This window comes from Lentzea cavernae, from assembly GCF_014653695.1.
GTDB lineage: Bacteria > Actinomycetota > Actinomycetes > Mycobacteriales > Pseudonocardiaceae > Lentzea > Lentzea cavernae.
The window spans coordinates 31643-45871 of sequence record NZ_BNAR01000004.1 but is presented as its reverse complement, the minus strand read 5'-3'; the positions used below and the strand labels follow the sequence as shown (position 1 = coordinate 45871).

General features: G+C 69.9%; 12 protein-coding genes. 5 read left to right on the top strand and 7 right to left on the bottom strand.

Features of this window, described 5'->3' with window-relative positions:
• The 7 genes from IE307_RS14420 to dgoD all read right to left on the bottom strand — a co-directional run bounded on the left by IE307_RS14420 (position 1) and on the right by dgoD (position 9133).
• The gene (locus IE307_RS14420; RefSeq protein ID WP_191298445.1) at positions 1 to 984 is read right to left on the bottom strand and encodes a Gfo/Idh/MocA family protein; all 984 of its coding nucleotides are present in this window, start codon (positions 982 to 984) and stop codon (positions 1 to 3) included.
• Complete coding sequence (locus tag IE307_RS14415) at positions 981 to 1859, bottom strand: SMP-30/gluconolactonase/LRE family protein (protein WP_191298444.1); 879 nt, start codon at positions 1857 to 1859, stop codon at positions 981 to 983. The genes IE307_RS14420 and IE307_RS14415 overlap by 4 nt, the downstream gene beginning before the upstream one ends.
• Positions 1860 to 1866: 7 nt before the next feature.
• Positions 1867 to 4215 carry an alpha-L-arabinofuranosidase family protein gene (locus IE307_RS14410; protein WP_191298443.1) on the bottom strand — a complete coding sequence of 783 codons (2349 nt, stop codon included), beginning with the start codon at positions 4213 to 4215 and terminating at the stop codon, positions 1867 to 1869.
• Positions 4216 to 4226: 11 nt separating this feature from the next.
• Positions 4227 to 5231, bottom strand: coding sequence for an ABC transporter permease (locus IE307_RS14405; RefSeq protein WP_191298442.1), 1005 nt, complete (start codon positions 5229 to 5231; stop codon positions 4227 to 4229).
• Positions 5228 to 6730 (bottom strand): sugar ABC transporter ATP-binding protein, encoded by a 1503-nt coding sequence (locus IE307_RS14400; protein ID WP_191298441.1) that lies wholly within the window; start codon positions 6728 to 6730, stop codon positions 5228 to 5230. Before IE307_RS14400 ends, IE307_RS14405 begins: the two co-directional genes overlap by 4 nt.
• Complete coding sequence (locus IE307_RS14395) at positions 6727 to 7851, bottom strand: substrate-binding domain-containing protein (RefSeq protein WP_191298440.1); 1125 nt, start codon at positions 7849 to 7851, stop codon at positions 6727 to 6729. Before IE307_RS14395 ends, IE307_RS14400 begins: the two co-directional genes overlap by 4 nt.
• A gap of 133 nt (positions 7852 to 7984) precedes the next feature.
• Positions 7985 to 9133: a galactonate dehydratase gene (dgoD, locus tag IE307_RS14390; protein ID WP_191298439.1), complete on the bottom strand. Its 1149-nt coding sequence runs from the start codon at positions 9131 to 9133 to the stop codon at positions 7985 to 7987.
• 51 nt (positions 9134 to 9184) lie between these two features.
• On the opposite strand from dgoD, the gene IE307_RS14385 reads away from it, so the two are divergent.
• The 5 genes from IE307_RS14385 (at position 9185) to IE307_RS14365 (ending at position 14052) form a co-directional block, all read left to right on the top strand.
• Complete coding sequence (locus IE307_RS14385) at positions 9185 to 9901, top strand: FadR/GntR family transcriptional regulator (RefSeq protein ID WP_191298438.1); 717 nt, start codon at positions 9185 to 9187, stop codon at positions 9899 to 9901.
• 2 nt (positions 9902 to 9903) lie between these two features.
• Entirely contained in the window at positions 9904 to 10656 is a 753-nt protein-coding gene (locus IE307_RS14380; RefSeq protein WP_229904708.1) for an SDR family oxidoreductase, read from the top strand.
• A gap of 1 nt (position 10657) precedes the next feature.
• On the top strand, positions 10658 to 11707 hold the full coding sequence (locus IE307_RS14375; protein WP_191298437.1) for an alcohol dehydrogenase catalytic domain-containing protein: 1050 nt from the start codon (positions 10658 to 10660) through the stop codon (positions 11705 to 11707).
• Positions 11708 to 11837: 130 nt separating this feature from the next.
• The gene (locus IE307_RS14370) at positions 11838 to 11984 is read left to right on the top strand and encodes a hypothetical protein (RefSeq protein WP_191298436.1); all 147 of its coding nucleotides are present in this window, start codon (positions 11838 to 11840) and stop codon (positions 11982 to 11984) included.
• Between the two features lie 100 nt (positions 11985 to 12084).
• Positions 12085 to 14052, top strand: coding sequence for a DUF1996 domain-containing protein (locus tag IE307_RS14365; RefSeq protein WP_191298435.1), 1968 nt, complete (start codon positions 12085 to 12087; stop codon positions 14050 to 14052).
• The last annotated feature ends 177 nt before the right edge of the window (positions 14053 to 14229 follow it).

Sequence of the window (14229 nt, the reverse complement as noted above, 5' to 3'; positions counted from 1 at the left end):
TCAGCTCCCCTCCGTCGAGGCCACCTCGACGAAACCGCCGCCCTCGTCCAGCGACCTGGCCGCGGCGAGCACAACGCGCAGGTCCTCCAGGCCCTCGTTGCCGGGAACAACGGGTTCCGTCCCGGACGAGATGGCCTGGAGCCAGTCCTCGACCATCAACCGGTGGCTGTCGTAGTAGTTCTCCTTGCCCAGAAGCGAAGTCCCGCCCGGAGTCCAGATGTCGCACCCACCGCCGTCGGCGTCGTAGTCGACGAGGACGTCGAGGCGGCCGCCGCTGCCGATGACGGTCGCCTCCGCCTGATCGGCCGGACCGGGGGAGGACCAGGTCAGCAGTGACTGGGCGACGACGCCGCTCGCCATCATCAGGGTGAGCGAGACCATGTCGGCGCCACCGGCCGCGGAGACCGCCCGAACAGGCCCGCCGAGGCAGCGCACCAGGCTCACCTGGTGGGTGCCCTGGTCCAGCAGGATCCCGCCCGACGGCCCGGTGCCGTGACGCCAGCCGTCGCGCACCCAGACGCCGCCGACCTGGTAGGCGCGGGTCGATCGCAGTGCGAGGACCTCACCGATGACGCCTGTCCTCACCGCGGTGCGGGCGTCGCGGACGGCCTGCATGTGCGGGTAGTTCTCGGCCACGGCGAGGACCAGGCCGGACTCCTCCGCCGCGGTGACCATCGCACGGCCATCGGCAAGCGTTGTGGCGAAAGGCTTCTCGACCAGTACGTGACACCCCGCGCCGAGCGCCTCCAGCACCACGGTGGCGTGCAGGTGGTGCGGGACGCGGACGTCGACGGCGTCGATCCCCACCTCCTGCCGGGCTCGCGCCAGCGACGTGAACGGCCGTGCGCCGGTCAGTTCCGCGACCGCGGCGGCACGGGCCGGGTCGGGGTCGATCGCGGCGACGAGGCCGCCGAGTGCGGGGTAGACGGTGCGGGCGACGATCTCGCCCATCGCGCCGCACCCGACCAACGCGACGTTGGTCATGAGCTCACTCCTTCCGGTCGGTAGCGATCCGCGGGCAGGCCGGCGACGTCCGTCTCGACCGCGAAGAGCTTCCCGGCCTCCGGCTCGTCGGCGGACTGCCGCGCGCCGAACCCCTCCTGCGAGGTGGTGACGAACAATGTGGTCAGGCCGGGCCCGCCGAAGCAGCAGCTGCTGACCTGGGTGGCCGGCACCTCGACACGGGCGAGCACCTCGCCGCGCGGGCTGAACCGGACGACGGCGGACCCGCCCCACATCGCCACCCACAACGCGCCCTCGGCGTCGATCGACATGCCGTCGGGAGCGCCCAGCGAGGGGTCGATCGGGAACGCGGGTTCGCGGCACCCTTCCCGATCGACCAGGTCCACTTGCTGGGTGGGGGTGTCGACGTAGTAGAACTCGTCGGCGTTGCGCCAGGCGAGGCCGTTCGAGATCGTCACGTCCGCGAGCACGCGCACCGCCTTGGTGCCGTCCAGGCGGTACAGGGAGCCCGCGCCCGGTGTGCGGTCGTGCGCCATGCTCCCCGCCCAGAACCGGCCCCGCGGGTCGGCGGCGCCGTCGTTCATCCGCGTGCCCCGGCCGCGTTCGGGCTCGGCCAGCACCCGCACCTCGCCCTCGACGCCCAGCAGGGCGAAACCGAGCTCGCTCGCGACGACCCAGCCGTCGTCCGGGTCGGTGCACGGCACGACCGCGCCCACCGGCTGGCCGAGAGCGTAGGTCCGCACGGGCACGAGCCGGCCCGCCGACCACCGCGCGCGCCGGACGAGGCCGGCGTAGACGTCGACCCACAGCAACTCACCGCGGACGTCGTCCCACACCGGTCCTTCCGCGTGTCCGGCGCGTTCGTCGAGGCAGACCTGTGCCTGGTAGGTGCGCACGGTGCTCCTATCCGATCCGGAACGAGGTGAACGAGCGGGCGGGGAAGGTGTGGGTCACCGAGCCGCTCGAAAGGTCCACAGTGGACTGTTCGGGAACGGTGTTGCGCGGGTTCCCGGCTGTGTTCACCGCAGTGGGTCGTCCCTGCAGGACGCTCACCGCGGCCCGGCCGCGAAGCCCGTCGAGCTGCACGGTGTAGGTGAGCGGCGCATCGGTGCCGTTGACGACGTCGATGGTCAGCTTCCTGCCGTCCGGGCTGGTCAGCGCTGTGACGTCGAACAGCTCGTCGCCGCCGGTGACGTCGGTGCGCAGGACACCGGGCTGCGAGGACGCCCTCTTCATCTGGTGCACGTAGTACGGCGGCTGGCCCCACACCTGCAGCTGGTTGAAGAACACCAGCCCCTGGTTCCAGCCGTTGTCGTTCTGACCGTCGACCTGAAGGGCGTTGGCCGAGGCGATCACGTCGACCTTCGGCCGCCGCTGCAGCGCGTTGATCGCGTAGGCGTTGCCGATCGCCCGCGCCAGGTCGTGGCTGTCGGCGTTGAGCTCGAACACGACGACCTTGTAGTTCGCTCCGGGGGAGATCTTCCCGAGCTGGTCGGCGTAGCTGTCGAGCGCGCGGATCTGGGACGGCACGTCACGGACGTTCTGCGTCCACAGGTGGATGTCGAACTGCACCTCGGTGCCCCGTTCCCTGGCCAGGTCCAGGATCTTCTGGTGCGCGGCGAGCGTGTTCACCTTGCCGCCGCCGGTGAAGCGGAACGGGTCGACGATCACGTCGCTGTAGGTGAAGTCGCCGACGACGAGCTTGATCTTCGGGTCGTGCGCCCAGATCACCTCGGCGAGCGCCCTGAACTTCCGCCAGTACGGCTCGTCGATGGCGTTCTCGTTGCCGAGCTGGATGCGGTTCACCGCGTACGGCGCCCGGTGGCCGTCGGCGGCCCGCTTCGCACCCCACGGCGAGGAAGCCGGGCCGTAGAGGTACTGCATCAGGTCGGCGACGTCCTGCGGGGTTTCATCGATGTTCAGCGAGGGCACCGCCTCGATGCCCATGGCTTCACCGAGCCGCAGGAACTCGAAGATGCCCCAGCCGTTGGATTCGTAGGGGTACCAGAAGCCCTTGGTGACCGGCCGCGTGACCGGATCGCCGATCATGGTCTTCCACTTGTACTCGGAGACGTCGCCGCAGCCGCTGTTCGCACAGCCACCGAACCTGATCGCCTGCAACCCCTGCTGGACCATCATCTCGGCGACGTCCTTGCGCACGGGCAGGCCGCGGTAGCGGCCCCACGTGCCCGGCTGCAGGAACGAGTAGCCGATGTCGATCGAGCCGGCGGCGGTCAGCTCGACCACGAACCGGGCGTGCGCGTCGGTGCGGGACGGGACGAGCGAGAAGTTGTAGGTCTGCCAGCCGGTGCCCGTGGCGCGCACCGAAGTCCGCGCGTAGGTGCGGCTGCCGTCCTCGCTCTGCAGGGCGAGGACGATGGTCTGCCGGCGGTCGGTTCGAAGCGTGACTTTGCCCTCGTACTGCTTGCCGCCGACCACGCCGATGCCCTGCCGGTTCAGCCCGCGGTTCTCGACGCCGACGCTGCCGCGGCCCGAGTCGAACGTGACGCGCTGACTCTGCCTGCCCTTGAACGGCGACGTCGTGTCGAGCGAGTGGGAGCCCCGGGCGTTCCCGGTGGTGACGGGCCGCCACATGCCGCTGACACCGGTGGCCTGCGCGGGTTCCTGGAAGGCCTCGCCGAAGACCAGTTGGCTGTAGATGCCGCCGTAGATCTCGTGGTTCACGTCCTCCATGCCGGTCGCGACGGACGTGCTGGGCGCCTGGCTCACGACGTCCGTGCGCACGGTGATGCCGCGGTCGAGCGCCGTCGGGACCAGCTTCCAGGTCTGACCGGCGCGACCGGCCGTCCGGCTCCAGAGCTGGGTCTCGGTGCCTGCCGCCGTCTGACCGTCCTTCGTGGACAACAGCCGGTCGCCGGTGCCGCGGTTGGCGATCTCGCCGTTGCCGGTGACGCGCCAGTGCTGGTCGGGGAAGCTGCCGAGGAAGTCCCAGAGGTGCACGACAGCGCCGTCGCCGGACTGTCCGTCCACCGTGGACAGCGACTTCCCGGTGCCGTCGTTGATGATCCGCGAGTAGCCGTCGCCGATGTCGGCGAGCCGCCAGAGCTGCCTGCGGTCGTTCGAGTACGGGTCGACGGTGACGACCGGGTCGGTGCCGGACCGGGTGAGGCCCAGGACGTTGCCGCTGGACGGCTCGACGATGGTGAAGGTCGGGTCCGCTTGGGCGTGAACGGCGGTGGCGGAGGTCGCGGTGAGGACGAGGGCCAGCGCCGCGAGCAGGATGCGTCTCATGGTGACCTTCCTCAGCTCTGGAGGCGTTCGGAGCGGCGGGCGCGCAACCGGTCGGTGACGATGGCGACGGCCAGGACCGCGCCGAGCACGATCTGCTGGTAGTAGGGCGAGACGTGCAGGATCACGAGGCCGCTGTTGATGCAGACCAGCAGGATCGCGCCGAACGCGACGCCCAGCACCCGGCCCACGCCGCCGCTGAGGCTGATCCCGCCGATCACGGCGGCCGCGATGGCGTTGAGCTCCCAGCCGACCGCCACACCGGGCTGGCCGACCGTGAGCCTGGCCGTGACGAGGACGCCGACGGCCGCGGCGCAGGTGCTGCTGACGACGTAGGTGAGGATGATCCGTCGGCGCGTGCGGATGCCCGCGAGCCTCGCCGCCTCGGAGTTGCCGCCGACCGCGTACACCTGACGTCCGACGTGCGTGCGTTCGAGGAAGAAGAACGCGATCACGCACGCCCCGACGAAGAGCAACGCGGGAATGGGGACGCCCGCCAGGCGGTACTGGGCGATGCTGCCGAACGTCTCGCCGATGCCGTCGATCGGGAAGCCCTGGGTCAGCGCGAGCGCCGCCCCGCGTGCCGCCACGAGCGTGACCAGCGTGGTGACGAACGGGGGCAGGCCCAGGAAGGTGACCGCGAATCCGTGCACCAGTCCGATGGCTACACCGGTGAGCAGCGTGACGACGATCGCGACGACGTCGGGCAGGCCCGCGTGGACGTTCAGCCACGCCGACCAGACGCCGGAGAGGGCGACGACCGAACCGACGGACAGGTCGATCCCGCCGGTGATGATCACGAAGCTGACGCCGAGCGCGAGCAGCCCGTACTGGGCGAGGTCGACGCCCATGGTCTGCAGGTTCGCGCCGCTCGCGAAGTTCGGGTTGGCCAGGGCGAAGGCGGCGAACACGACGACGACCGCGCCGACCACGCCGAGTTCCTTGGTCTGCAGGAACGAGGTGGCGAGCCCGTCCGCTCTCTTCGCGGCGAGCGCGGGCTCCGTCCGGGTGGCGGTCATGCGCTCACCCCTCCTGGGATGTCGTTGGTGGCGGTCATGAGCGCGTTCTTGCTGTACTCACGCCGTTCGAGAGTCGCGGCGACGCGCCCGCCGGCGAGCACGACGGTCCGGTGCGTCAGCCGCATCAGCTCCTCCAACTCCGACGACGCGATGACGACCGCCATGCCCTGTGCGGCGAAGGTCTCGATGAGGTGGTAGATCTCGGCCTTGGCTCCGACGTCGACGCCTCGGGTCGGCTCGTCGAGCAGGAGCAGCTTCGGCCGGGTGGCGAACCAGCGGCCGAAGATCGCGCGCTGCTGGTTGCCGCCGGACAACGTGCCGATCGGCTGTTCCTGCGTCGCGCACCGCACCTTCACCGACTGCCGGACCTCGTCGGTGAACGCCTTCTCGGCGCGCGGCCGGAGGTAACCGCGTTTCGCGATGCGGGGGAGTGAGGCGAGGGAGATGTTCCAGCGGACCGAGGCGTCGAGCAGCAGTCCCTGGTGCTTGCGGTCTTCCGGGATCAGGCCGACACCCGCGTGCACCGCGTCTGCCGGGTGCTTGGGCGCGTACGGGCTTCCCGCGAGGGACATCGACCCGGCGGTAGCCGGCAGGGCACCCATCAGAGCGTGGACGAGGCGGCTGCGGCCGGAGCCCATGAGGCCCGCCACTCCGAGGATCTCGCCACGGCGGACCTCGAGGTCGACGGGGCCGATCCCGGCGGCTTCGAGCGCCCGCACGGTGAGCACGGGTTCGTCGCCGACGGGGGGAGGGTCGCCCTCGACGAGGACCTCGGCCTCGTCGCCCGCCATCGCACTGATCATCGCCTGGGTGCTCGCCCGCTCGGGCGGGAGGTCGGCGACCATGCGGCCGTTGCGCAGGATGACCACGCGGTCGGCGATCTCGCGCACCTCGTCCAGCCGGTGCCCGATGAAGATCACGACCTTGCCCTGCGCGGCGAGGTCGCGGGCACACCGCAGGACGCGGCGGGACTCGACCGGTCCGAGCGCCGACGTCGGTTCGTCGAGCACCAGCACGGACGGGTCCCGCCCGAGGGCCTTGGCGATCTCCACGAGCTGCCGCTGGGCCACCGACAACCGGGCGACGGGCCGTCGCACCGGGATGTCGGCGTCGATCCGCGCCAGCATCTCCCGTGCCGTGCGCTCGGTCGCCCGCCGGTCGAACAGGACACCGCTCGTCCCGGCGCGCCTGCCGAGCAGGAGGTTCTCCGCTGCGGACAGCTCCGGCACGAGCGGGAACTCCTGCGACACCGTGGCGACGCCGAGCTCCTGGGCGTGTGCCGGGTCGCCGTTGCGCAGTGCCGCGCCGCCGATCGTGACCTCGCCCTCGTCGGCGGCGGTGGCACCGGTCAGCACCTTGACCAGGGTCGACTTGCCGGCGCCGTTCTCCCCGAGCAGTGCGACGACCTCGCCGCCGCGCAGCTCCAGCCGGTCGACGTTGAGCACCTCGACGGTGCCGTACCGCTTGCGCAGGCCGGTCGCGACGACGTGAGCCGTCACTGGGAGACACCCAGCTTCTTCAGGTCGTCCAGGTAGGTCTGCAGGTTGTCGTTGGTGACGAGGCCGATGCCGGAGCTGAGCGTGCTGGCGCCATCCTTCTGCTCGAGGTAGGGCTCGAGCAGCTCGGCCGCCGCCTCCTTGCCGAGCACCTTCATCGCGGTGAGCACGTACACGCCGAGGTAGCCCTGCTGGTAGGGCCGCTGCAGGATCATCGCCTGGACGGTGCCGTCCTTCACGAACTCCACGGTCTTCGGTTCGGCGTCGTCGGCGACGATCAGGACCTTGCCGGACTTGCCCGCCGCCTTGACCGCCTGACCCGCCGCCGGGCCGTCGTAGGACCACACCGTGTAGAAGGCGTTCAGGTCGGGATTGGCCTGAAGTGCGGCCTGCGCGTTCGACAGGGCCTTGGACGGGTCGGCGTCGTCGTTGAGCGTGTCGACGACCTGGATGTTCGTTCCTTCGAGCGCCTTCTTGAATCCGGCGATGCGTTGCACCGCATTCTCGGCGGTCAGCGAACCGGTCAGGATAGCGACCTTTCCGGTGCCGTTGAGAAGTGTTTTCATCGCTTCTCCCGCGCGTTGTCCGGCATCGGTGTTCGGAGTGCCGAGGTAGACGGTGGGATCCGCTGTCCCGGAAAGCGGGGAATCGATGGCGACGACGCCGATCCCGGCCTTCTGCGCTGTTCCGACAGGGCCGGCGACGGCCTTCGGGTCCACCGCGGAGACCGTGTAGCCGTCGATCTTGTCGGCGCGCAGGGTGTCCAGGATGGACAGCTGGGTGTTGAGGTCGCCACCGGCGGGAGCCTGGAAGTTCGCTTGCACACCAAGCTCTTTCGCGGCGTTCTCCATGCCGGTGCGGCCCTCGGTCCAGTACGCGGACGGGCTGTTGATGACCATCGCCACGCGCACCGCGGCGAGGTCCCTGCCCTGCACCGCCTGCTTGATCTTCCCCGCGAGCTCGCCCAGCCGCTGGTCGTTGAACTCGGTCGAGCCGGTCAGCTTCGCGATGTTCTGGTTCGATTCCTGCTGGGCGCCGTCGGACGCTTTCGAGCATCCGGTGAGAACGAGCAATGCCGCGGCGGCGATCGCGGTCGTGGTTGTCCGGGTGCGGCGAACGGTCATGGCGAACTCCTTTGTTGCGCGATGTGCACACCCTGGTGCGAAATATGCGCTGTTGCGCGGAACACTGCGGTGGAGGTTCTTTGCTGTCAAGATTTCGCGAACGAATCGGCGGCGTTGTTGCGCCCTGCGCACATCACCATTCCGCGAACGAGCCGTCGGGGTGGTTCCAGATCGGCGTGCGCCAGTGCATGCCGCGCTCGTGGGCCTTGCGCACGGCCCCCTCGTCGATCTCCACGCCGAGACCGGGACCGGTGGGGCGCGCCACGTGCCCGTCGACGAAGGTGAAGACCTCGGGGTTGGCGAGGTAGTCGAGCAGTTCGCCGGTGCGGTTGTAGTGGATGCCCAGCGACTGCTCCTGGATCAGGAAGTTGGGCGTGGCGAAGTCGACCTGCAGGCACGAGGCCAGCGCCAGCGGCCCGAGCGGGCAGTGCGGTGCCAGCACCGCCCCGAAGGTGTCGGCCAGCGTGGCGATGCGGCGCACCTCGGAGATGCCGCCCGCGTGGGACAGGTCGGGCTGCACCACCCGCACCCCGGCCTGCAGCACGGGCAGGAAGTCGCTGCGGGAGAAGAGCCGTTCCCCGGTGGCGATCGGCCGGCTCGTGCTCTCGACGAGCCGGCGCAGGTTGGTGTGGTTCTGCTCCGGCACCACCGGCTCCTCGATGAAGAGCGGGTCGAAGGGCTCGACGGCCTCGATCAGCCGTGGAGCGGCGGCGGCGCTGACCCGGCCGTGGAAGTCGACGGCGAAGTCCCGGTCGTCGCCCAGCGCGGCCCTCACCTGCCGGGCGCGGTCGGCGACCTCCGCGACGTCCCGCGCGCTGGGCAGCGGCGGGAACTGCGCGGTGGCGTTCATCTTGACGGCCGTCATCCCCGCTTCGCGTTGTGCCGCCGCGGCGGCGGCCACGTCGCCCGGCGAGTCGCCGCCGATCCAGCCGTAGACGCGGACGCGTTCGCGCACCGGGCCGCCGAGCAGCTCGTGGACCGGGACTCCCAGGCGTCGTCCGGCGATGTCCCACAGCGCCTGGTCGAGCGCCGCGATCGCCGAAGAGCGCTCGGGTCCGCCGCGGTAGAAGCCGCCTTTGGTAAGACGTTGCCAGTGATCCTCGATGCGGGTCGGGTCCTCGCCCACCAGTTGTTCGGCCAGCGCGGTGACGGCGGCCGCGGTGACGTCGGCCGATCCCTCGAGCCCGCCCTCGCCCCAGCCGTGGACGCCGTCGTCGGTGGAGACCTTGACGAACATCCAGCGCGGCGCGACGAGGAACGTCTCGACGTTGATCACTCGCATACCTACCCCGTTCGTTAAAGTATGATTTATCATACTCAAGCAGGAGGCAATGTGAACCCGTTGAGTGGACCCGGCGGTCTGCACGCGCAGGTCGTCGACGTGATCGGGCGCCGCATCGCGACCGGGGCGCTGGTGACCGGTGCGGTGCTGTCCACCGAGGGGATCGAGACCGAGCACGGCGTCTCCCGCTCGGTGGTGCGCGAGGTGCTGCGGACCCTGACCGGCCTGGGCATGGTGCAGCCGCGGCAGCGCGTCGGCACCGTCGTCCGGCCCGTGCACGCCTGGAACCTGCTCGACCCGCAGGTGATCGCCTGGCGCTCGGAGGGGCCCGACTCGAGCAGACAGCTGAGCGAGCTGCTCACCCTGCGCGAAGCGCTCGAACCGGTGGCGGCACAACGAGCGGCGGCCGAACCGGACGCCGAAGCCGTGCGCACGCTGCGCGAGTCGCTCCGGCGGATGGAAGCGGCGTTCCAGGACGAGAAACCGCACGAGTTCGCCGCCGCCGACACGGCGTTCCACGAGGCCCTGCTGCGCGCCGCCCACAACGACGTCCTCAGCCAGCTGGTGCAGACGGTCCTGGCCACACTGCACGCCCGCTACACGGGTCACCGCTCGTTCGGCGATGCGACCGCCCTGTCGCTCGTCCGCCACGCGGAGCTCGTCGACGCCGTCGCGGCGGGCGACGAGGCGGGCGCCGAGGCGGCGTCGCGCACGCTCGTCCGCGAAGCCCGCGCCGAGGTGCTCGGCACATCAGAAGGGAAGAACTGACATTGCCGACTTTCGACTTGGCGGGCCGCTTGGCCCTGGTCACCGGCTCACGGCGGGGAATCGGCCGAGCCATCGCCGAGGCCTACCTGGCCGCGGGCGCCCGAGTGATCCTCAACAGCCCTGACGCCACCGCCCTGGAGGCCACGGCTTCAGAACTCGGCGACAACGTCCTCACCTGCGCGTTCGACGTCTCCGACACCGAGGCCGCCGATGCGGCGCTGACCTCGCTGTTCGACGAGCACGGGTACCCGGACGTCCTGGTCAACAACGCCGGCATCCAACTCCGCGGCCCGCTCACCGAACTGCCCGTCGAGGACTGGCGACGCGTCGTGGACGTCAACCTCACCAGCGCCTTCGTCGTCGGCCGCACCGTGGCCCGCGGCATGATCGCCCGGGGCAGCGGCAAGATCATCAACATCTGCTCGGTCCAGAACCACCTCGTCCGCCCCACGACCGCCCCCTACGCCGCGGCCAAGAGCGGACTGGGCGGCCTCACCCGCTCGATGTGCGCCGAGTGGGCGCGCCACGGTCTCCAGGTCAACGGCCTGGCACCCGGCTACCTCGACACCGAGCTGAACGCGAGCCTGGTGGCCGACCCCGAGTTCACCGACTGGATCACCCGCCGCACACCCGCGGGCCGCTGGGGCACCCCCGAGGACATCACCGGTCCCGCCGTCTGGCTCGCCTCGCCCGCATCGGACTTCGTCAACGGCCAGGTCATCTACGTCGACGGCGGCCTGACGGCGGTGATCTGACATGACCGTGATCCCGATGGGCCGCACGGTCACCGTGCTCGGCGCCGACCGGCTCGAACGCCGCGACCTGCCCTTTTTCGAGGCGGGACAAGGCGACGCCGTTGTAGACGTGGCCTACGGCGGCATCTGCGGCTCGGACCTGCACTACTGGCAGCACGGCGAAGTCGGCGAGTCCGTCCTCGTGGACCCGATGGTGCTGGGGCACGAGATCGTCGGCGTCGTGCGCGAGGCCGCCCCGGACGGCTCGGGCCCACCAGCCGGCACACCCGTCGCAGTACATCCGGCTTCCACCTGCGGGCGCTGCGACTTCTGCCGCGCCGGCCGGAACAACCTCTGCCCGCACCTGCGCTACCTGGGCAGCGCGGCCCGCAGACCGCACACCGACGGCGGCTTCGCCGAACGCCTGCTCGTGCCCTCCCACCGCTTGGTGCCGGTACCCGAAGGCCTGGACCTGGGCGTGGCGGCCCTGGCCGAACCGGCCTCCGTCGCCGCCCACGCCCTCACGCGCGCCGAGGCCCTGGCCGGCGGCGTCCGGGGCAAACGCGTCCTGGTCACCGGAGCGGGCCCGATCGGCCTGCTCGTGGTGGCACTCGCACACATCGCGGGCGCCGAATCCGTCGTCGTGACCGACCTGCACGACCATCCACTGTGGATCGCGCGGAAGGTGGGCGCCGAGCGTGCGGTGTCCGCCGAGGAGAGCCTCCCGGAAGCCGACGTCGTCTTCGAGTCGTCCGGCGCGGCACAGGCGCTGGCCTCGGCACTGCGCGCGCTGCGGCCAGGTGGGACGTTGATCCAGGTCGGTCAGTTGCCCGGCAAGGGCGTCACGGTTCCACTCCACCTCGCGGTCGGGCGTGAGCTGGTGGTGTCGGGGTCGAGCCGGTTCGCGGGCGGGATGGAGCCGACCCTGAGGACGATCGCCGATCATCGAGACCTGTTCGAGCCGATCGTGACGGCGGAGTATGCGGCGGAGCGTGCCGAGGAGGCCATGAAGGCGGCCCGGGATCCCGCCGAGTCGAGCAAGGTGCTGCTGCGGTTCGCAGGCGCGAGATAGCGGTCTGAGAACGGCGCTGTACCGCGTCACTGGCAGGCCCGCAGGTGTCCGTCGACCAAGCGGTGAAGCTCGCGTTGAATCGCACGCCGTCGGGACCGCCCCGCTCGCCAAGTGACTGGTGGAGGACAGGTTGAAGGCCGAGGGTGGCCGCGACAGCCGGCCGCCGGAGGACTGGTTGGAAGGCGTCGTCTTGGACGGGATTCTCCACACCGGACATAACCCCACCTCGGCCCGTGCGCTCGCCGTGCGGCTGGTCTGCGACACCGCGATTTCCTGACCCGGGCCGAAACACTTCGCCAACCAATGTGAATCAGTTTGAGCCGATGATCGGTGCCGTACGTACTCCAGGTCATGCGCCGCATGTACGAGGAGGACGAATGACGCACCGCGTGACGGACAGACGGAAGTTCCGCCTGATCGCTTCGCTGTCGGCGGTGGCCGTTGTCGCAGCGGGCACTGCCACCGTGGCGCTCGCCGCCAAGAACGGTGACCCGGCACCACTCGGTGCGTTCGTGCCCATTGAGCAGGTGGGCAAGAACGTCGTGGAGCCGAAGATCGGCAAGAACGGCGCCGGTGGCGTCTTCACGGTCGACTGCGGCACCAACGAGAACGGCAAGTTCAGCGCCGACAACCCGGTCGCCCAGCCGGGTCTGAAGCACGGCGCCCAGCACGTCCACGACTTCGTGGGCAACCTGTCGATCAGCGCGGACTCGACCGACGAGAGCCTGGTCGACTCGGAGACGACGTGCCGCAACGGCGACAAGTCGTCCTACTTCTGGCCGGTCGTGCGCATCAACCCCAAGGCCAACCCGCAGGACGTGGGCTCCAACCCGGACAAGGTCAAGGAGAACGGTCCGGGCGAGGTCGCGTGCCCCGGCGTCTCGACCCGCCTGCCCGCCGTGCCGCAGCGCGTGCGCGACGAGATCATCAGGAACCTCCAGCAGCTCGCCCAGCAGCTCAGGGAGGCCAACGACCGGGTGGTCCGCGCCCAGAACCCGGCCGACCCGAACTTCGTCAACAACACCGTCCTGGGTCCGTTGCGCAGCAAGCGGGCCGCCACGCTCGACCGCATCGCGACCGCGCTGAGCCGGTCGGGGCGCAAGCCGAACCTGACCTCGCTCGCCGACTGCGACCTGCGCTTCGGTCACGGCAACCACGGCGGTGGCGGCGGCCACGGCAGCCACACGCAGAAGCCCCGCAAGTTCGCCGCGGAAGGCGTTTTCCAGCAGGCGGAGCAGAACAACAACGAGCAGAACGCAGCCGGGCAGAACGGCGCCGAGCAGGACGCCGCCACGCCGACGATCAAGTGCCCGTCGGCGCGCGAGGCGCTGCCGGGTGTGCCGGACCAGGCCCTCGACGAGGTGGACAACAACCTCGACCAGCTCGACAAGCAGATCGCCGAGGCCAACCAGCGCCTGGTGACCAGCAAGGGCCAGGGCGGGGCGAACTTCATCGACAACGCGATCCTCGGGCCGTTGAAGGACAAGCGGGCCGCGACCCTCGACCGGATCGCGATCGCGATCGGTCGCAACGCGGAGAAGCCGCAGGGGCTGGACCGCCTCGCGAAGTGCGGCCTCAACGAGGACGAGGGCGCCGGTGACAACAACGGCGGCAACAACGGCAACGAGAACAACGGCGGCAACAACAACAACGGCGGGAACAACAACGGCGGGAACAACAACGGCGGGAACAACAACGGCGGGAACAACAACGGCGGGAACAACAACGGTGGCACCACGACCACCGCGCCTCCTGCCACCACCGCCCCGCCGCTGGCCGCTCCCACCGGCAAGAACCTCGAGCTCGTCGGCAACAACGGCAAGATCGTCCGGCCGGCCCAGGTGAAGATCGAGTACCGCGGCAACGCGGCCAGCAAGGTCACGGGCATGCCGAAGTTCCTGAAGATGGTCGTCGGTGACGCCAAGCCGACCAGCCGCGGTCCCGCCAACGCCCGCGCGACGTGGACCTGCAGCGGGTTCGAGGACCGCCTGTCCGACAAGTACGTGATCTGCCCGAACGGCAGCAAGGTCATGCGAGTGCACGACTTCGCGGGTTGCTGGGACGGTCAGAACGCCGACAGCGCCAACCACCGCGATCACGTCCGGTTCGCCGACAAGCAGTCCGGCGCGTGCCCGCAGGGCTTCAAGGCGATCCCGCAGCTGCGGATCAGCATCTCCTACAACATCTCCCGCGACGTCCAGCAGAAGGGCCAGTACCAGCTGGACGCGTTCCCGGAGGAGAACCACAACCCGTTCTCCGACCACAACGACTTCGCGAACGTCAACTCCGACCAGACGATGGCGAAGATCGTGAAGTGCGTCAACGACGGGCGCAAGTGCTCCTAGCGGCATGACGAGTGGTGTCTTCCCAGACCTCAGGTCCGGGAGGGCACCACTTTTCGCTGTTCTGAGGACGTGGGGAATGAGTCGTTTCTGAGTCGATTTGATGGGTATTGCTGTAGCGGGATGACGAGTCGTGAGCCGTGTTCGACACGAGCTGGCACTCGGCTCGTCATGCCGTTC